Source organism: Nocardia australiensis (assembly GCF_020733705.1).
In the GTDB taxonomy this organism is placed as follows: Bacteria; Actinomycetota; Actinomycetes; order Mycobacteriales; family Mycobacteriaceae; genus Nocardia; species Nocardia australiensis.
The window spans coordinates 77,875-96,813 of record NZ_JAJFZM010000005.1; the positions used below are offsets into that span (position 1 = coordinate 77,875).

Genomic DNA, 18,939 nt, shown 5'->3' on the forward strand with positions numbered 1-18,939 from the left:
TCCTCAGTCGCCTACGTTGTGTGTCTGCGCCCGATACCGGAACCGGTGCGGGATGATGGTCAGGGCACCTAAACACAGATCCGGTAGGACATGACACGCGTCGAATCGAACAATAGTGCGGGTAGTTCGCGGCCGACCGCTGGGCGGGGCGGCCCCGAGGGGGCGCAAGCCGTACCGGCCGAGGGGAATCTCGCACGGGTCGAGGCCGTGATTGTCACCGGTCTGTCCGGCGCTGGTCGTGGCACCGCGGCCAAGGTGCTCGAGGATCTCGGCTGGTACGTCGCCGACAACCTGCCGCCCGAGTTGATCGGGCGCATGGTCGAGCTCGGTGCGTCCGCCGATCCGCCGATCCGTAGGCTCGCACTGGTCATGGATGTGCGCAGCCGATTCTTCACCGGCGACCTGTCGGTGGTCACCGAACAACTGCGGGCGCGCGGCGTGCGGACCAGGGTGTTGTTCCTGGAAGCCTCCGACGACGTGCTTATCCGCCGCTTCGGCTTCGCCCGCCGCCGTCATCCGCTGCAGAGTGAGAGCAGCGACGGTACACTCTCGGCGGGCATCGCCGCGGAGCGGACCCGCCTGTCTACCGCGAAAACGGCCGCTGATCTCGTCATTGATACCACCGAGCTGTCGGTACACCAGCTGCATCGCAAACTGGAAGAGGCATACGGTGGTGGCGCGGCCGCCGCGTTACAGGTGACAGTGCAGTCCTTCGGTTTCAAGTACGGGGTTCCCACGGACGCCGACATGGTGTTGGATGTGCGTTTTCTACCCAATCCACATTGGATACCGGAACTGCGGGAACATTCAGGGCAGGAGACCGTGGTCAGTGAGTACGTGCTGTCCCGCCCCGGCGCGGACGATTATCTGCGAACGTGCCACCACCTGGTCGACCTGACGATGAACGGCTACCGCCAAGAGGGGAAGCGATACATGACGGTGGCAGTGGGCTGCACCGGAGGCAAGCACCGCAGCGTGGCAATTGCGGAGGCATTGGGCGAATTGATGAGCGCGGACACCGAAGGTTCCGCGGACGTCGTGCGGATTGTGCATCGCGATCTGGGGCGCGAATGACAGGATGGGAATCGGAACCTGCCGTTGTCGCGTTGGGTGGCGGGCACGGCCTGTACGCGACTTTAACCGCGGTGCGGCGGCTGACCAGGAAAATCTGCGCGGTAGTGACCGTCGCCGACGACGGCGGCTCGTCGGGCCGGTTGCGGGCCGAACTCGGCGTACCACCGCCGGGAGATCTTCGGATGGCGCTGGCGGCATTGGCCGCCGACAGCGAGGACGTGCTGACACGGACCGTGCAGCATCGCTTCGGCGGCACCGGCGCGCTCGCGGGACACTCGGTGGGGAACCTCATTCTGGCCGGCCTCACCGAGGTGCTCGGCGATCCGGTCGCCGCGCTCGATGAGGTCGCGAAAATGTTGCGGGTCACCGGAAGAGTGCTACCGATGTCGCCCATCGCGCTCGATATAGAAGCGGATGTCTCTGGGCTGGAAGCGGATCCACGTGTGAGTCGCTGTATTCGCGGACAGGTTGCCATTGCGACGACGCCGGGCAAGGTACGGCGGGTGCGGCTGATTCCGTCCGATCCGCCGGCGAGTCCCGATGCGACCTCGGCCATCGAGCACGCGGATGTTGTTGTGCTGGGCCCCGGATCGTGGTTCACCAGCGTGATTCCGCACGTACTCGTGCCGGAACTGCGCGATGCGCTGGTGTATACCCGCGCCAGAAAAGTGCTGGTGCTCAACCTCGCCGCTGAGCCCGGTGAGACGGCGGGGTTCTCCGCGGAACGGCATTTGCATGTATTGTCCCAGCACGCACCGGAATTCGTGGTTGATGAGGTACTCGTCGATTCCGGTTCGGTACCAGAGGGTCGGGAAAGAGAACATGTGGCCAGGGCTGCCGAACAGTTGCGGGCGCGAGTAACGTTCTCCGATGTCGCCGAGGCGGGCACGGACCGGCATCACCCCGGAAAGCTTGCCGCCGCACTGGATCAGCTGATCCGGGCGCCTCGGCCACAAAAGGCAGGGCTTCGAGTCGAGGGACGACACATGGGTCAGGATGTGCGTTCCGGGTTGGGTGGAAAGGAGCGCGTCTCGTGGCGATGACAGCCGAAGTGAAGGATGAGCTGAGCAGGCTCGCCGTGTCGCAGGTCAGTTCTCGCAAGGCGGAACTATCGGCGTTGCTGCGGTTTGCCGGTGGCCTGCACATCGTCGGCGGGCGGGTGATCGTCGAGGCCGAGGTGGATATGGGCTCCATCGCGCGCAGGCTGCGCCGGGAGATCTTCGAGCTATACGGCTACGGATCCGACGTCCACGTGCTCGGTGCGGGCGGTCTGCGCAAGACCTCGCGGTATGTGGTGCGCGTGTCCAAGGAGGGCGAGGCGCTGGCCAGGCAGACCGGGCTGCTCGATGTGCGCGGGCGTCCGGTACGCGGCCTGCCCGCGCAGGTCGTCGGCGGCAGCATCGCCGACGCCGAAGCCGCTTGGCGCGGTGCGTTTCTCGCGCATGGCTCGTTGACCGAGCCGGGCCGTTCCTCGGCGCTCGAGGTTAGCTGCCCCGGTCCGGAGGCGGCACTCGCGCTGGTGGGCGCGGCCCGCCGCCTCGGCATCACAGCGAAGGCGCGCGAGGTGCGTGGCACCGACCGGGTCGTCGTCCGCGACGGTGAGGCTATCGGCGCACTGCTGACCAGAATGGGTGCGCAAGACACCAGGTTGACTTGGGAAGAGCGCCGGATGCGCCGCGAGGTGCGGGCGACGGCGAACCGTCTCGCAAACTTCGACGATGCGAATCTGCGCCGCTCGGCACGCGCCGCGGTGGCCGCCGCGGCGAGGGTGGAGCGTGCGCTGGACATCCTCGGCGACGACGTGCCCGATCATCTCGCCGCGGCGGGCAAGCTACGCGTCCAGCACCGCCAGGCATCGCTGGAGGAACTCGGCCAGCTCGCCGACCCACCGATGACGAAAGATGCTGTGGCAGGCCGTATTCGACGTTTGCTCTCGATGGCGGATCGGCGTGCGAAAGATATCGGCGTACCCGATACCGAGTCCGCGGTGACCGCCGAACTCCTCGACGACGCCTGATCGCACTTCGGGGGCCGCGCCTGCCGTAACCGGTGGTAGGCGCGAGCGCGCGGCCGGACGCCGTGATCGGGCCGTGCGCGGGTGGGGGCCGTTCGGGAGCGGCATGCGGCCAAGGGTTTCGCGGATCTCGGGGATGTCGGCGCCGATGTCCGCGGCCTGCGGCGTCACCTGTTGCTCAGGCATGTGCTGCGGCGTCCGTGCTCACGAACTCCAGGTGCCTGTCAGGGAGGTTACGGGCGGGCATTACTGTGAGTACGGCATCGGAATGAATCCGCTTGAAAGCTGAGGAGCGATAACGTGACTGTCCGGGTTGGTATCAACGGCTTCGGCCGCATCGGACGCAACTTCTTCCGGGCGGTAGAGGCCCAGAAGGCACTGGGCACGACCGATATCGAGATCGTCGCCGTCAATGACCTGACCGACAACGCCACGTTGGCGACCCTGTTGAAGTACGACTCGATCCTGGGTCGGCTGCCGCAGGATGTCTCGCTGGACGGCGACGACACCATCGTGGTCGGCGACCAGCGCATCAAGGCGCTGGCCATCAAGGAGGGCCCCGCCGCCCTGCCGTGGGGTGATCTGGGCGTGGATGTGGTCGTGGAGTCGACCGGCATCTTCACCGACGCGACCAAGGCCAAGGGACACCTGTCCGCCGGCGCCAAGAAGGTCATCATCTCCGCCCCGGCCAAGGGCGAGGACCTGACCGTGGTCATGGGCGTCAATGACGACCAGTACGACGGCAGCCAGAACATCATCTCGAACGCCTCGTGCACCACGAACTGCCTCGGCCCGCTGGCCAAGGTGCTCAACGACGAGTTCGGCATCGTCAAGGGTCTGATGACCACCATCCACGCCTACACGCAGGATCAGAACCTGCAAGACGGCCCGCACAAGGACCTGCGTCGCGCCCGCGCCGCCGCGCTGAACATCGTGCCGACCAGCACGGGTGCCGCCAAGGCCATCGGCCTGGTGTTGCCCGAGCTGAACGGCAAGCTGGACGGCTACTCGCTGCGCGTCCCGATCCCGACCGGCTCGATCACCGACCTGACCGCGGACCTGGCCAAGAAGGCAACGGTCGAGGAGATCAACGCCGCGTTCAAGGCGGCGGCCGAGGGCCCGCTGAAGGGCATTCTGAAGTACAGCGTCGACCCGATCGTGTCCAGCGATATCGTGACCGACCCGCACTCGTCGATCTTCGACGCGCCACTGACGAAGGTGATCGACGACCAGGTCAAGGTGTACTCCTGGTACGACAACGAGTGGGGCTACTCCAACCGCCTCGCCGACCTCATCGGTCTCGTCGGCAAGTCGCTGTAAGGAATTCGCGACAGTGCCTGTCAAAACACTCCAAGATCTGCTGGACGAGGGTGTCGAGGGTCGGGGCGTGCTCGTGCGCTCCGACCTGAACGTCCCCCTCGACGACAACGGCCAGATCACCGACCCCGGCCGTATCACCGCCTCGGTCCCGACGATCAAGGCACTGGTCGACGCCGGTGCCAAGGTGGTCGTCACCGCGCATCTCGGCCGCCCCAAGGGCGAGCCGGATCCTGCGTTGTCGCTCGCACCGGTGGCCGCGAAGCTCGCCGAGGAACTGGGCCGCAATGTTCAGCTCGCCGGTGACGTGGTCGGCCAGGACGCGCTCGCGCGTTCCGAGGGCCTCACCGACGGTGACGTGCTGCTGCTCGAGAACATCCGTTTCGATCCGCGCGAGACCAGCAAGGACGACACCCAGCGGGCCAAGCTTGCCGCCGCGTTGGTCGAACTTGTCGGCGACGACGGCGCGTTCGTCTCCGACGGCTTCGGTGTCGTGCATCGCAAGCAGGCCTCGGTCTACGATGTCGCCGAGCTGCTTCCGCATTTCGCGGGCACGCTGGTCGCTGCCGAGGTCGAGGTACTGGCGAAGCTCACCGAGAACGCACAGCGTCCGTACGCGGTTGTGCTCGGCGGTTCGAAGGTCTCCGACAAGCTGGCCGTCATCGAGGCGCTGGCCCCCAAGGTCGACACGCTGGTCATCGGCGGCGGCATGTGCTTCACCTTCCTTGCGGCACAAGGACTCCCGGTGGGCGCCTCGCTGCTGCAGGAGGAGATGATCGAGACCTGTAAGGGCCTGCTCGAGCGCTATGCCGACGTGATTCATCTGCCGCGTGACATTGTCGTCGCGGACAAGTTCGCGGCCGACGCGGATTCGAAGGCCGTTGCGGCCAACGAGATTCCGGACGGTTGGCTCGGTCTCGATATCGGTCCGGAGTCGGTGGATCGGTTCGCCGCGCTGCTGACCGAGGCCCGCACCGTCTTCTGGAACGGTCCCATGGGCGTATTCGAGTTCGAGAAGTTCGCGGCGGGTACGCGCGGTGTCGCCGAGGCGATCGTGACCGCGACGGGCAAGGGCGCGTTCACCGTGGTCGGTGGCGGCGATTCGGCCGCGGCGGTGCGCGCGCTCGGACTGCCCGAGGACGGCTTCTCGCACATCTCCACCGGCGGCGGCGCGTCGCTGGAATATCTGGAGGGCAAGGAACTGCCCGGTATCTCGGTATTGGAGGGCTGACTGGTGGCACGTAAACCGCTCATCGCGGGCAACTGGAAGATGAACCTCAATCATCTCGAGGCCATCGCTCTGGTGCAGAAGATCGCTTTCGCGTTGCCGGAGAAGTACTTCGAGAAGGTCGACGTCGTCGTCATCCCGCCGTTCACCGATATTCGGGGTGTGCAGATCCTGGTTCAGGGCGACAAGCTGCTACTCACCTACGGTGCGCAGGATGTTTCCACGCACGACGAGGGTGCCTACACCGGTGAGATCAGCGGTGCGATGCTGGCCAAGCTGGGCTGCTCCTATGTGGTCGTCGGCCATTCCGAGCGCCGCCAGTACCACCTCGAGGACGACGCGACGGTGCTCGCCAAGGCCAAGCAGGCGTTGAAGCACGGGATCACCCCGATCGTCTGCATCGGCGAGGGGCTGAACGTCCGTGAGGCGCACACCCATGTCGAGTACAACCTCGAACAGTTGCGCGGATCGCTGAAAGGCTTGACGGTCGAAGAGATTTCGAAGGTCGTCATCGCCTACGAACCGGTCTGGGCCATCGGTACCGGCAAGGTGGCCACGCCCGCCGACGCGCAGGAAGTGTGCGGCGCGATTCGTGCCGAGCTTGCCCAGCTGGCCAACCCGGAGGTCGCGGCGAACCTGCGGGTGCTCTACGGCGGTTCGGTGAACGCCAAGAACGTTGGCGAGTTGGTCGCGCAGACCGATATCGATGGTGCGCTGGTCGGCGGTGCGTCGCTCAAGGGTGACGAGTTCGCTACTCTGTCGGCGATTGCCGCGGGCGGCCCACTGCCGTAACCGTTTTCACGACGAAGAGCCGGACATCGCACGATGTCCGGCTCTTCGTTTACCGGTCGTCGGTCACTGCGCGTGCAGGATGAGGCCGTTGCCGTTGTCGTTGCGCAGCGTGAGGGTGTCCGCGTCGATGGTCGCGGTGGTCTTGCCGTCGAGAGCTTTGAGGACGGCGTTCTCGACCTCCATCACCTCGGGCGGGCACATCATCCTGGTGCTGCCGACCTGGAAGGTCACCTCGGAACCGGCGATGGTGGCCTTGCCCATCATGCGATTGCAGCCGCCGCTGCCGGAGACGGCGCCGTCGGCGGCGATGCTGAGGGTCGGCTTGACCTCATCGATGGTCCGCGAGCTGGTCCTGGCCTGCGCGGTGATGATCTCGCGGACGACCCAGGTGGTGTCGGTGAGCGATTTGTCGGGCTGGGCGACCTTCTTGTCGAGCAGGTGCACGGTCGAGGCGGTGCCGTGCAGGGTGAACTCGGCGCCGTCCAACTGCCAGCCCGGCGTCGAATTCAGCAGCGTCGTCAGCCATTCGTCGGCGCCCGCCCGCTCACCCGGACAGGCCATGAGCGTGCCGGCCAGACCGGTAGCCTTCAGTTTGTTGTCATCGAGGGTGGCGGCGCCGCTGAAGCTATTGCAGCCCGCACTGGCGGTGACATGCTCGTTCTCGAGCGTCATTGTCAACGGCCCACCGCCGGGGATGGCCACGCCATCGACCGCTGTCGAGACGTAGGTGTGGCCGATCGGAGTCGCAGCGGGTTCCGCGGACTTTCCCGAATCACTGCCGCACGCGGCGGTGGCGCACAGCGCAAGTACCAGAAGTGGACCGAATCGCACGAAGTTAGCCGACATGTTGCGATCCTACCGATACGGGTTCCAGGGGCTGGTTGTCCCAGCCGGAACACCATCAGCGAGAGGGAAGCGATGCGATTGTGGACACTGCAAGCGCCGGAAGTTGTTGCCGCGGTGCGGCATGAGGGTCGATATCTGGCGGAATGGGATCGAGTCGTCGTCAATTGCCGGCCCGCGTTCCGGGCCGTGGTTTCCGAGATGGAGCGCCGGGATATCGACTGCCACAGTGCGCCGCCGGTGTGGTGCTGGCCGGGGCGGGCGCTGCGGCGCAACAGCATTCGACATACGGCGAATGCGTTACTCGGCGACGACCAATGGGCGCGTGGCGTCTGGTTGTTGAAACTCGACGTCCCGGAATCCGTTACGTTGACGACCTCCTACAGTCGATGGAACGACTACCTCGATGTCACAATGCGGATGCTGCGCGACAAGGGGATATCCGACGGCCCCGCCTTCGCGGCAGCGGCCGCACCGATGGACTGGGGTGCGGAGCTCGACAGCAAATGGGACCGACCCCAGGTTGTCATCCCCGAGGTGCGCGACGAATGGGTGTTGCGCGCCCGCCCATTTCCGCCCGACGACGAAACGTCGGCGCGAATCGCGGCGGACCCGCTACTGCGCGTCCGCGACTGAGGTCTGTTCCGCCTCCAGCTTGTGAAACGCCAACAATCCGGCGGCCGGATTCCGGCATGTGGGTGCCTGGTGACCCTCAGGCGCCGCACCAGGCGGATTACCTGACCGCCGCTAAGCTCACCTCTGTGACCACCGGCGATGCGACGATCCCACTATCCACTTGGGCGCCGCTGCGATCGCGGATCTATCGGGCGCTGTGGATTGCGCAGCTGGTGTCCAATCTGGGCACCTGGATGCAGACCGTGGGTGCGCAGTGGATTCTGGTCGACGAACCGAATGCGGCGACGCTGGTGTCGTTCGTGCAAACCGCGATCACCTTGCCGGTGATGCTGCTGTCGATCCCGTCCGGGGTGCTGGCGGACCTGGTGGATCGGCGCAGGCTCCTGCTGAGCGCGCAGTCGGCGATGGCATTGCTCGCCACGGTTCTCGCGGTCTCGACCGCGACCGGGTACACCACGCCCACGGTGTTGCTGGCGCTATTGTTCCTGCTCGGCTGCGGGCAGGCGCTCACTGCGCCCGCCTGGCAGGCGATCCAACCGGAATTGGTTCCGCGCGAACAGATTCCGTCCGCAGCGGCATTGGGCAGCATGAGCATCAATATCGGGCGCGCGGTCGGGCCCGCGCTGGCCGGTGTGCTGGTATCGGTTTCGGGGCCGACGCTGGTCTTCGCGCTCAACGCGGTGTCGTTCGGCGGGATCGTGGCGGTGCTCGCGCTGTGGCACCGACCGCGGGCCGATCACGCGCTGCCCACCGAGCGACCGCTGGCGGCCTTGCAGGCGGGTACCCGATTCATTCGCGCGGCGCCCGCGATTCGCCGGGTGCTGTTGCGATCGTTCCTGTTCATCGCCCCGGCCAGCGCGTTGTGGGCGCTGCTGCCGGTAATCGCCCGCGACGAGTTCGATCTGTCCTCTTCCGGTTATGGTCTGATGCTCGGCGCGCTGGGCGTCGGTGCGGTCTGTGGTGCCCTCGGCCTGTCGCGACTGCGCTCGCTGCTGACTCCGACACAGCGGTTGGCCGTGGCCGCGGTCCTGTTCGGCGTCGCGACGGCGGGCGCGGTCGTACTGCACTCGGTGCCGGTGGTGCTGATCCTGCTGGTGGGTGCGGGTCTGGCCTGGCTCCTGGCGATGTCGACGTTGAACTCGACCATGCAGTTGCTGTTGCCCGCGTGGGTTCGAGCCCGAGGGCTGTCGGTGTACATGCTCGTGTTCATGGGCGGACAGGCGATCGGATCGGTGGTCTGGGGGCTGGTCGCCGGATCGGTCGGGCCGGTGGCGGCGATGCTGGTCGCCGCCGCACTGCTCGCATGCTGCGCGGTGAGCACCATGTGGCTGCCGGTCCGGCACAACGCCGAGGAACTGGACCTGTCGCCGTCGCCGTTCTGGCCGGAGCCGGACCTCGTTGTCGAACCCGATCCTGACGATGGTCCGGTGCTGGTACTGCGCACCTATGACGTGCCCGCTGAGCATGTCGAGGAGTTCATGGCCGCGATGGTGTTCGTCGGGCGGTCCCGCCAGCGCACCGGTGCGGCGCAGTGGCGGCTGTATCGCGACGTCGGTGCGCTCGACCGGTATGTGGAAGCGTTCGTCGTGCGGTCGTGGGCGGAGCATATGCATCAGCATCAGGTGCGCCTCACCGCCCGGGATCAACTGCGCGAGGATGCCGTGGCGGCGTTCACCACTGGTGACGCGCGGGTCACCCACCTCGTCGCGGTGGAGCCGCATTAGGCGCGGCCATGGCCTACCCATAGACTGTGCGACATGCGGATGTTCCTCGATATCCTCCTGATCATCACCAGCGTGCTGCTGGTGCTGCTGGTGCTGCTGCACCGCGCCAAGGGTGGAGGTCTGTCCAGCCTGTTCGGTGGCGGTGTCCAGTCCAGCCTGTCCGGTTCCACCGTTGTCGAGAAGAACCTCGACCGGGTCACCATCTTCACCGGGGTGATCTGGCTGATCGCCATCCTCGGCATCGGCCTGGAGATCAAGTTCGCCTGACCAGTACAACGGTCCTACGCCGCAATCCACGATTTGTGGGTTGCGGCGATTTGTGTTGCGCGGGCGCCACCACCAGCTGAGGGAAGACGAGCCACGATCGGTGGGCCGCTTCCCTGATATCGCAGCAGTGGTCAGTCGTTGCGCGGAACGCGCCCGTCCACATCGGTGAAGCCGTATTGCTCGGCGAGATCGGCTACCCGCCAGGCGAGTCCGGTGCGCTCACGCCGGTTCGGGTCGGTGGCGAGGGCGAGAACCGCACGACCGGGGAACTGTGCGGATTCGGCGGCATCGAGATCGAAGGTGCCCTCCCCGGGCAGGGTGACCAGGCGCCTGCCGTGCTCGTCGGCCGGAACCATTTGCAGTAGTTCGGTATTCACGATGCCGGGCCACAGTGAAACCACGGTGACGCCGGTGTCGGCGAGGTCGTGGGCCATATCCGCGGTCAGGCGGTCGAGGGCGGTCTTGGCGACGCCGTAGACGGCGTTGTGCATGTAACGCCGCGCTCCCGGTGACGAGATATTGGCGATCAGGCCCGCCGACTCGATTAGTAGCGGCGCGGCGAATGCGGCTGCCGCGTAATGGGATCGGACGCCGACGTCGAACGTCTCATCCCATGCGGACGGCGGTACCTCCCAGAACGGTTTGCCGAGCCAGCGGGCGGCGGCGGGGGAGTTGTAGACGTTGTTCACGAGCACGTCGAGGCTGCCGTGCTTGTCGTGAATGTGGGTGAACAGGCGCGCGACGGCGTCGTCGTCGCGGTGATCGCAGATGAATGGTATGCCGTGTCCGCCGCGGGCATCGATCTCGGCGGCGGTCTCGTGCACCGTCCCCGGCAGCCGACCGGCGGTGGCCGAACGTCCGGTGACGTACACCGTCGCACCGGCCGCGCCCAACTCCAGGGCGATGCCCTTGCCGATACCACGACTGGCGCCGGTGACGACGGCGACCCGGCCGCCTAGTTCAGGTATTCCGTTCACGATCCTGGGACACTACCTTGAAACAAGAACACGTTCTAGGTTTTGGAGGCCGCAGTGGAGTTGATCCATCGGTTCGTCGCGACCAATGGCATTCGGATGCACGTCGCCGAACAGGGCGAAGGTCATCCGGTGATCTTCTGCCACGGCTTTCCACATACGTGGTTCATTTGGCATCGCCAGCTCGAGACCGTCGCCAATGCCGGATATCGCGCCATCGCACCCGACCTGCGCGGTTATGGGCAAACCGATGCGCCCGCCGATATCGATGGCTACACGAATCGGGCGGTGATCGGCGACCTGCTCGGTCTGCTCGACGATATCGGCGCCGAGCGGGCGGTGTTCGTCGGCTTGGATTTCGGTGCCGCCCTGGTGTGGGAATTGGCGTTGCGCGCGCCCGAACGCGTCAGCGGAATCATTGTCTTGAACAACCCCTTCGCGCCGCGCCCGCCGCGCCCGCCGTCGCAGTTGTGGGCCAAAGCCGCGCAACGGCACTTCCTGCATCTGGACTACTTCCAGCGGCCCGGTGTCGCCGACGCCGAACTCGCCGCCGACCCGAGTGGGTTCCTCGCCCGCGTCTACTACTCGCTCAGCGCGGACTATCACTATCTGGACACCTGGCGTTTTCCCGCCGAAGGCACCGGCTACCTCGACGTGTTGCCCGAGGCTCCGGCGCTGCCGTGGCGCTGGCTCGCTACCGACGAATTCGAAGTACTGGCACAGGATTTCGAACGCACCGGCTTCACCGGCGGCCTGAACTGGTACCGCGTCCTCGACCGCAACTGGGAACTCACCGCCGACTATGCCGACGCCACGGTGGCCCCGCCCACCTATTTCCTCTACGGCGACCGCGACCCCGATATGGAGGGCTTCAGCGGCCGCGACCCCCTTGTCACCCTGCGTGCGCGCGTACCGAACCTCCGCGCGGTCACCAAGATCGACGGCGCCGGCCACCTGGTCCAACTGGAACGCTCGACAGAGGTCAACGACCTGATCGCCGCACATCTGCACGAGCTCGCGCGGGTTCCCGTGTGGCGAGATGCCCGCACGAGCGACTGAGACAGTGCGATGCGCTGCCGGGCGAGCTGCCCTACCGGCTCGAGCCGCCCGCGGACAGTGATTCCAGCAGGCAGCTCCATTGCGGGGCGCCACCGGGACAACCGGGGCTGGCGACCGGTGTCGGCTGTTCGGCCGCCTCGGCCGACTGTAGCGGGAGGCTCGAGGCCGAAGCAGGCCCGGCAACGGCCAACGGGGCAAGCAGCAGCGCGCTGACGAGCATTCCGGTACGAAGGTTGTTACGCATCGGGATTCCTTTCGGGCGGTGAGGGAGGCCGCCGCGCCTGAAAGGCTATCGATGCACGAGACACCGCGTACAGACCTGGGAAAGTGCGCCACCGAGATTGGGGGCAGCAGCCCTACGCGCGTCGGTGTGATGGGTGCTGCGGACGCCGACCACACCTCCAGCACCGACCTGCGGAAAGCACGCAACCTGCCCTCCCACTACCGGTTACCGTTGCGCCTACTGTATTTCCACTGCGCACCCGCCGAATCCGATCGGCCCGGTCGCGCGCAGGCGGACATGGTCGGTCGGCTAATCGCCGGTCTGGGTCCATGCGGCGACGGGGAAGGTCAGGTATACGCCGAAGTCTTCGAGTGCGGTCGCCTCCGAGAGCAGCCGGTGGAGTAGATCGCAGCGGTCCTGGCGGTTGTCGGCACGACTCGGAAACCACTTGGAACGGACCTCGATGACGGCATCGAGGCCGCTCTGGTCGAACGGGCCGAGCGCACGGAAGCGGATCTCGATATCGCCGGGCCGAAGATCGCCGTCATAGGGTTCTTCCGGACACGCCACGGCCACCGAAACGATATGTGGCAGGTGCTTTCCGAGCTCACGCAGGACGGACTCGGGGACATGGGGCGCGTAGGTGACCTCGACAAGTGGCACGGTCCCAGGCTAGCGAGCGCGCGTCAGGACTCGGCAAAGAGTTTCCGGCGGCGGCTTCGATCCGCCGCTCGTCCAACAGGACCGTCTCGGTGGCGGGTCCGGGCGGGACGAAGCTGTCCTCGCTGGTGACGCGGGCCAGGCGGCGTCGAAACCGGCGTCGACGAGCGCGGCGCACACCGGTTCGGACACGCCGCCGGATCGGCGGGTTTCATCGACGATGAGGACACGGCCCGTGGCGCGGGCGTGATACAGCAGATCGTGGACCGGCAACGGTGCCAGCCAGCGCAGGTCGAGCACCCTGGCAGCGATGCCGCGCACGGAGAGTCGTTGGGCGACACGCAAACTCATCGGCACCCCGTTGGCCATGGGAGAAGAACTGGAGCGTCGCCGCCTCACCGCGCACCTGATCGGCGGCATTGTGCGCCCTTCGCTGATGTGTCCCCGATCTGCGTGCGGTAACCAATATCGAGGGCGCCGGACATTTGGTCCAGCTGGAAGCCACCACGGCGGTAGACATCCTGCTGCTCTCCCCATCTCGCCCGACCTGGTCCCGACACCGTCGGAGGTGCCGCGCTAGGTGTGTCGTATCCCGGATGCCACCTGACGATCGGACAGCTGTCGCGGGGTTGTCTCAGCGTCACCCGGCGGGATCGCCGTGCCCGATGACGCGAGGTTCTTGGCGACCGATGCGGCTGCTACTATCCGAATTGTGAATTCTCCGGAGGCTTCCAGATCGTAGCCACCTGGTCGTTCGGGCCCGGTGGCTGACTGTGTGATGCCCCGGTTTTCTCTGCCCGCGACCGTGTCTCGCGCCCCGTTGGGCGCGCTCAATTATTGCCGTTGATGTGGTGGCGCACGCGCGTGGCGAACCGACGGCTCAGTCGAGACGGTATCCGGGAGCCTTTATGCCTGTAGTTGTTTTTGTTTTGAGTGTGGCGGTGTTCGCCCAGGGGACATCGGAATTCATGTTGTCGGGGCTCATCGAACCCATCGCTGCTGATATGGGAGTGTCCGTCGCCATGGCGGGCCTGCTGACCTCGCTGTTTGCGGTGGGAATGATCGTGGGAGCGCCGGTGATGGCGATGACGGCCGGACGCAGGCCGCCGAGGTATTCGTTGTCGGGGTTCTTGATCCTCTTCATTGCGGCGCATGTAATCGGTGCTTCGACAACGAGTTTCGGCGTGCTGCTGGCGACCAGGGTGCTTGCGGCTATCGCCGATTCCGGATTTCTGGCGGTCACCCTGGCGGCCTTGCCCGCTGTCGTCGGCGCCGAACGGGTTGGTCGTGCGACGGCGATCGTACTGTCGGGTGTGACGCTTGCCTGCATTGCCGGCGTCCCGGCGGGCGCGGTACTCGGGCAACTCGCGGGCTGGCAGGCGGCGTTCTGGGCGGTTGTTGTCGTCACCGCCCCCGCGCTCATGGCCACCTGGCTGCTTGTTCGAACCGAACCAATAGTGCCGCAAGCAGATTCGGATGCGACGCTACGGTCCGAATGGCGCGTACTTCGCCGGCCCCCTGTCGGTGCCTGGCTCGTACTCGGCGCGGTGGTGAACGGTGCGACCTTTGCCGCCTTCACTTATATGGCGGTGATCGTCACCGATATCGGTGACGCGGGTTCGGGATGGGTTCCGGTCATCTTGGCAGCGTTCGGCATCGGATCATTCCTCGGCGTGACATCTGGCAGTGGTGTGGCCGACCGATACCCGCGTCTCACGGTGGGCCTCGGGGGTGTCGCCCTGCTGATCGTCTGGATCCTGACCGCGATAACCGCCGCGTTCTTGCCTGCCCTCCTGGTGATGTCGCTGGTCGGCGGTGCGGTGTCGTTCGGGGTCGGGTCGATACTGATCGGACTCATCGTAGGCACGGCGGCACCGCACGCACCGCGATTGAGTGGTGCCTTCGCCACGATGGCGTTCAATAGCGGCGCGGCCATCGGCCCGGTTCTGGCAGGTATGGCGATCGGGTACGGCGGCACGGCGATTGCCGCTGCGTGGACGAGTGCGGCAATGATTTTCGCCGCCATCGGATTCGGCGCATTCGCCCAATTCAAGTGGTCACTGTTCGATCAACCGGCCGAGCCCGAGCAGGTCATCCGGTGATGTTTCGTGGTCGGTCGAAAACGGTGGGCCGGCTCGTCGTCGAATCGGGTGTTGGGCCGTCGGAATTCGTCGTCGGCGAGTGCGGCACAGCTGGATTCGCGGGACGCGTCCGTGTGGCGATTTCGTGGTCGCCTATAGGTTGGCGAGGAGTTTCGTGGCCGCGGCCTCGATCGTATCCTCGGCCAGTAGGACGGTATCGGCAGCCGGTCCGAGCGGGATAAACGAGTCCTCGCTGGTGACCCGCACGACTCGGCCCGCGAATCCGGTGTCGACGAGTGCGGTGCAGATGGATTCGGAAACGCCTCCGCTGCACCGGGTTTCATCGACGATGAGGACACGGCCCGTGGCGCGGGCGTGATACAGCAGATCGTGGACCGGTAACGGTGCCAGCCAGCGCAGGTCGAGCACCCTGGCAGCGATGCCGCGCACGGAGAGTCGTTGGGCGACACGCAAACTCATCGGCACGCCGTTGGCGAAGCTGACGAGGGTGAGATCGGTGCCGTTGCCATAGACGCGTGCCCGGCCGATCTCGACGTGCTCGGAATCGGGCCGGGCAAGCCAAGCACTGTCGCCCGGCTGGTGGAGGTCCCGCGTGTGATAGAGGGCGATGGGTTCGAGGAACACGCAGACGCGCCCGTCGACGCGGGCGGCGGAGACGCAGGTGCGCAGCATGCCCGCGGCATCGTCCGCGCGTGTCGGGGACGCCAGGATGACGCCGGGGATATCGCGAAGGGCCGCAATCGAATTGTCGTTGTGGAAGTGCCCGCCGAAACCCTTCTGATAGGCGTATCCGGCGATGCGCACCACCATCGGATTCCGATATCGGCCATGGGAGAAGAACTGTAGCGTCGCCGCCTCCCCACGCAATTGGTCAGCGGCATTGTGCAGATAGGCCAGGTACTGAATTTCCGGGATCGGTACGAAACCGGCCAGTGCGGTGCCGAGCGCCGTGCCGAGCACGCTTTGTTCGTCGAGCAAGGTATCGAAAACGCGGCGCGCGCCGAAGGTCTTCTGCAGTCCTTTGGTGACGCCGTATACGCCGCCCTTGCGCCCGACATCCTCGCCGAACACGAGCACATCGTTGTCGCGCCGCAGCAGTTCGGCGAGGGTGTGATTGATCGCCTGGGCGAGCGTCATCGGCTCGACAGGTGCGGCGGCCCCCGCAATTTCGGTGGGCCGCAGCGCATCGGCGAACACGGCCGCCGGATGCAATGGCGCGAGCGGTGCCATGACCCCGGCGGCCGAGGTCAATTTCGGTTCCCGCCACACCAATTCGGCCATGGCGGCGACGCGGTTTCGAATGTCGTCGTAGCGGTCGATGATTTGGCCGGGAGTGGCGACGCCGGTAGCGACGAGCAGGCGGGCCGTCGCGACGACGGGATCCCGCAATAGATCGTCGGCCATGTCGGCCGGACGGCGATACGCGGATTCCACGTCCGAACCGGCGTGTCCCATGAGTCGCACCGTGCGCAGCCGTAGGAAGGCGGGTCTGCGGTATTCGCGCACCCAGCGGGTTGCCGCGTCGGCGGTGGTCAGCGCATCGATCGCATTCCAGCCATCGGCGCAGAAGTACTCCAGGCCGGGGCGAAGGCCGTAGGCGTGCTCGATCCAATCCGGCGGTGTCGGCACGCTGATCCCGATGCCGTTGTCCTCGCAGACGAACAGCACCGGCATCGCAATCCCTTGGTGGGCAGTGTGAATCGCCGTATTGATCGCACCCACCGCAGTGGAGTGATTGGCCGAGGCGTCGCCGAAACTGCACACCACGACCGCGTCCGGCGCCCATTCGCCGCGCACGCCGAGCCGCGCCGCCCGATCGATCGCGAACCCGAGTCCGACCGCGCGCGGCAGGTGCGACGCGATCGTCGACGTCTGCGGAATCACCCCAGCTGCCTTGCTCCCGAAAACCTTGTGCCTGCCACCGGATATCGGATCCGCGGCGGCGGCGACCACACCGAGCAGCACGTCACGGATGGGATCGAGACCGGGAACCTGCCGTGCGCGGTGCACGAAGAAGGCTCCCGAACGGTAGTGGAGCAGAGCCGGATCGGTGGTGCGCAGCGCCGCGGCAATGGCCGCATTCCCCTCATGTCCGGAGGACCCGATGCTGTAATAGCCGCGCCGAGCACTGCCGAGTCGCCGTGCCGCGAGATCGAGATGTCTACTCGTCGCCTGTGATTCGAATAGCTCGAGGCAGGCGGTGCCGGTGATCCCGGGCGCGATCGCCGCTTCGGCGGGCGCCGACTCACTCGGAGTCAACGCCGAAATCTCCGCTACGAACCGCTCATCCAGATCAGCGGCATGCTCGGTCATCGAACGATCACCCTCCGTCCGGGGCGGATGCTGAATCGGCGTGCCGACGCTACGACAATGCCGCCGCGGCGTCGGTATCCAGCAGCCAGGTGGTGGACTCGATGCCCTTCGCCCCTGCGGAAGGGATGTCGACCGGGTCCGCGCCCGCGAGCGCGGCGGCGACGGCATCGGCCTTGGCGCGACCGCCTACCACAAGCACGACATGCCGCGAGCGACGGACGGCAGGCAATGTGAGGGTCACCCGAACCGGTGGCGGCTTCGGCGAATCCGGTACGGCGACCACAAGTTCGTGTTGCTCGCGAACGGCGTCGGAGTGCGGGAACAGCGAGTTGATGTGACCCTCGCCCCCCATACCGAGCAGGTGCAGGTCGAACGCGCCGTGCTCGGCGAGATACGCATGCACGGCCGCCGAGTATTCGGCCGCGGCCTCTACCGGGTCGGGATATTCGCCGTCGGAGGTGGCGACCGGGTGCACCCGCGCGGGGTCGACGGGTACGAGATCGAGCAGCGCCACCCGAGCCTGTAGGTCATTGCGTTCCGGGTCGTTCGTGGGGACGAATCGCTCATCGCCCCAGAACACATCGAGCTTCGACCAATCGATATCGCCCGGAGCCTCGCGTACCCGCTCCAGCAATCCGATGCCGGTGCCACCGCCGGTCAGCACCACCGACGCGGATCCGCGTTCGGCCTGGGCCGCGACCACCACGCCGACGAACCGCGCGGCCGCGGCGGCGACCAGGTCATCGGTGTCGTCGTGCACAACGACGGTGTCGGCAGGAAAGTGCGCGCGCTCACTCATAGGTCACCCTTTCGATTCCGTCGAGCGACTCGGCGTAGATCTCGTCGGCGTCGAGCCGGCGCAGCTCCTCGGCGAGGCAGTCACGCGTTTCCCTGCGGGCCAATGCGATTCGCTGATCCGGGTCACCGGTCTTGGTCAACGTCGCGGTTACTCCGGTCTGCGGCCGGGCGATCGCGATCGACGCCGACGGCCGATGCACCTCCACGCGCAGCGGACCGGTGCGGCGACGGACGGGGCAACCGAGCCGCGCGGCGAGCCAGCCGGCGAGTATGTCCAGTGCCGGTTCATCGTGCAATCCGGATACCGTCACCGATTCGGCCGGTGCGTAGGGCGGTTCATCCAAGGTCGCCGCTAGCAGCGCCCGCCAGTAGGTGATTCGGCTCCACGCCAGGTCGGTATCGCCGCTGGCGTAGGACTCGCGCCGCCGCTTGATCGTCGCCTGCGGGTCCGGGGCGAAGGTGGCATCGGTAATGCGCCGAGTCGCCAAGCGTCCCACCGAATCCTTGGACGGAAACTCCGGGGCGCCGCGCGGCCACCAGGCGACCACGGGGGTATCCGGGAGCAGGAACGGGATGACAACGCTGCTCTCGTGGTTGATCAGCTCGCCCTGCAGCCGTAGCACGATCACCTCGGCGGCGCCCGCATCACCGCCGACCCGGATCTGGGCGTCGAGCCTGGTCTCGGCCTCCCGGTCGCCACGCGCCAGCACGACCACCCGGCAGGGATGTTCGCGGCTGGCATCGTTGGCGGCTTCGATGGCCCCCTCGGCCTCGGAGCTGTCGAGCGTGCACACGACCAGGGTGAGCACCCGGCCCATCGTGATCACGCCATTGCTTTCCCGCAGCCGCACCAGGCGCTTGGTGACCTCGGCGGTGGTGGTCTCCGGCATGTCGACGATCATCGGTCGGACTCCT

At 66.4% G+C, this 18,939-nt stretch carries 18 protein-coding genes and 1 pseudogene; 11 read left to right on the forward strand and 8 right to left on the reverse strand.

What is annotated here, in order from left to right; translation table 11 throughout:
• The first annotated feature begins 90 nt into the window (after window positions 1-90).
• The 6 genes from rapZ (at window position 91) to tpiA (ending at window position 6,425) form a co-directional block, all read left to right on the forward strand.
• Window positions 91-1,074 carry an RNase adapter RapZ gene (rapZ, locus tag LKE06_RS22625; protein ID WP_228001372.1) on the forward strand — a complete coding sequence of 328 codons (984 nt, stop codon included), beginning with the start codon at window positions 91-93 and terminating at the stop codon, window positions 1,072-1,074.
• On the forward strand, window positions 1,071-2,117 hold the full coding sequence (locus LKE06_RS22630; RefSeq protein ID WP_228001373.1) for a gluconeogenesis factor YvcK family protein: 1,047 nt from the start codon (window positions 1,071-1,073) through the stop codon (window positions 2,115-2,117). The genes rapZ and LKE06_RS22630 overlap by 4 nt, the downstream gene beginning before the upstream one ends.
• On the forward strand, window positions 2,108-3,091 hold the full coding sequence (gene whiA, locus LKE06_RS22635) for a DNA-binding protein WhiA (RefSeq protein ID WP_228001374.1): 984 nt from the start codon (window positions 2,108-2,110) through the stop codon (window positions 3,089-3,091). The genes LKE06_RS22630 and whiA overlap by 10 nt, the downstream gene beginning before the upstream one ends.
• Before the next feature lie 297 nt (window positions 3,092-3,388).
• The gene (gene gap, locus LKE06_RS22640; RefSeq protein WP_228001375.1) at window positions 3,389-4,408 is read left to right on the forward strand and encodes a type I glyceraldehyde-3-phosphate dehydrogenase; all 1,020 of its coding nucleotides are present in this window, start codon (window positions 3,389-3,391) and stop codon (window positions 4,406-4,408) included.
• Window positions 4,409-4,421: 13 nt separating this feature from the next.
• Entirely contained in the window at window positions 4,422-5,636 is a 1,215-nt protein-coding gene (locus LKE06_RS22645; protein ID WP_228001376.1) for a phosphoglycerate kinase, read from the forward strand.
• A 3-nt stretch (window positions 5,637-5,639) separates the two neighbouring features.
• Window positions 5,640-6,425 (forward strand): triose-phosphate isomerase, encoded by a 786-nt coding sequence (tpiA, locus tag LKE06_RS22650; protein WP_228001377.1) that lies wholly within the window; start codon window positions 5,640-5,642, stop codon window positions 6,423-6,425.
• Window positions 6,426-6,488: 63 nt separating this feature from the next.
• On the opposite strand, the gene LKE06_RS22655 is transcribed toward tpiA, so the two are convergent.
• The gene (locus LKE06_RS22655; RefSeq protein ID WP_228001378.1) at window positions 6,489-7,271 is read right to left on the reverse strand and encodes an META domain-containing protein; all 783 of its coding nucleotides are present in this window, start codon (window positions 7,269-7,271) and stop codon (window positions 6,489-6,491) included.
• A 72-nt stretch (window positions 7,272-7,343) separates the two neighbouring features.
• Here LKE06_RS22655 and LKE06_RS22660 point away from each other — a divergent pair, with 72 nt between their 5' ends.
• The 3 genes from LKE06_RS22660 to secG are packed head-to-tail and all read left to right on the forward strand — an operon-like array spanning window position 7,344 to window position 9,895.
• A complete protein-coding gene (locus LKE06_RS22660; protein WP_228001379.1) occupies window positions 7,344-7,904 on the forward strand; it encodes a hypothetical protein in 561 nt (186 codons plus the stop codon).
• A gap of 56 nt (window positions 7,905-7,960) precedes the next feature.
• On the forward strand, window positions 7,961-9,628 hold the full coding sequence (locus tag LKE06_RS22665; RefSeq protein WP_372477413.1) for an MFS transporter: 1,668 nt from the start codon (window positions 7,961-7,963) through the stop codon (window positions 9,626-9,628).
• A 33-nt stretch (window positions 9,629-9,661) separates the two neighbouring features.
• On the forward strand, window positions 9,662-9,895 hold the full coding sequence (secG, locus tag LKE06_RS22670) for a preprotein translocase subunit SecG (protein ID WP_039798855.1): 234 nt from the start codon (window positions 9,662-9,664) through the stop codon (window positions 9,893-9,895).
• 131 nt (window positions 9,896-10,026) lie between these two features.
• On the opposite strand, the gene LKE06_RS22675 is transcribed toward secG, so the two are convergent.
• On the reverse strand, window positions 10,027-10,872 hold the full coding sequence (locus LKE06_RS22675; protein WP_228001381.1) for an SDR family NAD(P)-dependent oxidoreductase: 846 nt from the start codon (window positions 10,870-10,872) through the stop codon (window positions 10,027-10,029).
• Between the two features lie 54 nt (window positions 10,873-10,926).
• Here LKE06_RS22675 and LKE06_RS22680 point away from each other — a divergent pair, with 54 nt between their 5' ends.
• Window positions 10,927-11,928, forward strand: coding sequence for an alpha/beta fold hydrolase (locus LKE06_RS22680; protein WP_228001382.1), 1,002 nt, complete (start codon window positions 10,927-10,929; stop codon window positions 11,926-11,928).
• Between the two features lie 31 nt (window positions 11,929-11,959).
• On the opposite strand, the gene LKE06_RS22685 is transcribed toward LKE06_RS22680, so the two are convergent.
• From LKE06_RS22685 to LKE06_RS22695, 3 genes and pseudogenes are all read right to left on the reverse strand, one after another.
• Window positions 11,960-12,172, reverse strand: coding sequence for a hypothetical protein (locus LKE06_RS22685; RefSeq protein ID WP_228001383.1), 213 nt, complete (start codon window positions 12,170-12,172; stop codon window positions 11,960-11,962).
• A 288-nt stretch (window positions 12,173-12,460) separates the two neighbouring features.
• Window positions 12,461-12,814, reverse strand: a complete 354-nt coding sequence (locus tag LKE06_RS22690) for a hypothetical protein (protein ID WP_228001384.1) — start codon at window positions 12,812-12,814, stop codon at window positions 12,461-12,463.
• Window positions 12,815-12,860: 46 nt separating this feature from the next.
• A pseudogene (locus tag LKE06_RS22695) lies at window positions 12,861-13,174 on the reverse strand (transketolase C-terminal domain-containing protein); the annotation flags it as partial.
• A 545-nt stretch (window positions 13,175-13,719) separates the two neighbouring features.
• Between LKE06_RS22695 and LKE06_RS22700 the strand changes: the two are divergent.
• On the forward strand, window positions 13,720-14,913 hold the full coding sequence (locus LKE06_RS22700; protein ID WP_228001385.1) for a Cmx/CmrA family chloramphenicol efflux MFS transporter: 1,194 nt from the start codon (window positions 13,720-13,722) through the stop codon (window positions 14,911-14,913).
• Between the two features lie 132 nt (window positions 14,914-15,045).
• Here the strand turns inward: LKE06_RS22700 and LKE06_RS22705 are convergent, their stop codons facing one another.
• The 3 genes from LKE06_RS22705 to opcA are packed head-to-tail and all read right to left on the reverse strand — an operon-like array spanning window position 15,046 to window position 18,926.
• On the reverse strand, window positions 15,046-17,226 hold the full coding sequence (locus LKE06_RS22705) for a thiamine pyrophosphate-dependent enzyme (RefSeq protein ID WP_228001386.1): 2,181 nt from the start codon (window positions 17,224-17,226) through the stop codon (window positions 15,046-15,048).
• Window positions 17,227-17,275: 49 nt separating this feature from the next.
• On the reverse strand, window positions 17,276-18,025 hold the full coding sequence (gene pgl, locus LKE06_RS22710) for a 6-phosphogluconolactonase (protein ID WP_228001387.1): 750 nt from the start codon (window positions 18,023-18,025) through the stop codon (window positions 17,276-17,278).
• On the reverse strand, window positions 18,018-18,926 hold the full coding sequence (opcA, locus tag LKE06_RS22715; protein WP_228001388.1) for a glucose-6-phosphate dehydrogenase assembly protein OpcA: 909 nt from the start codon (window positions 18,924-18,926) through the stop codon (window positions 18,018-18,020). Before opcA ends, pgl begins: the two co-directional genes overlap by 8 nt.
• Between the last annotated feature and the right edge of the window lie 13 nt (window positions 18,927-18,939).

What these genes read in the sequence shown, in the direction of transcription:
- LKE06_RS22655 (WP_228001378.1), bottom strand. Translation starts at nt 7,271, where the DNA reads ATGTCGGCTAACTTCGTGCGATTCGGTCCACTTCTGGTACTTGCGCTG.
- LKE06_RS22685 (WP_228001383.1), bottom strand. Translation starts at nt 12,172, where the DNA reads ATGCGTAACAACCTTCGTACCGGAATGCTCGTCAGCGCGCTGCTGCTT.
- pgl (WP_228001387.1), bottom strand. Translation starts at nt 18,025, where the DNA reads ATGAGTGAGCGCGCGCACTTTCCTGCCGACACCGTCGTTGTGCACGAC.
- LKE06_RS22660 (WP_228001379.1), top strand. Translation starts at nt 7,344, where the DNA reads ATGCGATTGTGGACACTGCAAGCGCCGGAAGTTGTTGCCGCGGTGCGG.
- LKE06_RS22700 (WP_228001385.1), top strand. Translation starts at nt 13,720, where the DNA reads ATGCCTGTAGTTGTTTTTGTTTTGAGTGTGGCGGTGTTCGCCCAGGGG.
- LKE06_RS22665 (WP_372477413.1), top strand. Translation starts at nt 7,961, where the DNA reads ATGTGGGTGCCTGGTGACCCTCAGGCGCCGCACCAGGCGGATTACCTG.
- opcA (WP_228001388.1), bottom strand. Translation starts at nt 18,926, where the DNA reads ATGATCGTCGACATGCCGGAGACCACCACCGCCGAGGTCACCAAGCGC.
- LKE06_RS22705 (WP_228001386.1), bottom strand. Translation starts at nt 17,226, where the DNA reads ATGACCGAGCATGCCGCTGATCTGGATGAGCGGTTCGTAGCGGAGATT.
- LKE06_RS22630 (WP_228001373.1), top strand. Translation starts at nt 1,071, where the DNA reads ATGACAGGATGGGAATCGGAACCTGCCGTTGTCGCGTTGGGTGGCGGG.
- secG (WP_039798855.1), top strand. Translation starts at nt 9,662, where the DNA reads ATGCGGATGTTCCTCGATATCCTCCTGATCATCACCAGCGTGCTGCTG.
- rapZ (WP_228001372.1), top strand. Translation starts at nt 91, where the DNA reads ATGACACGCGTCGAATCGAACAATAGTGCGGGTAGTTCGCGGCCGACC.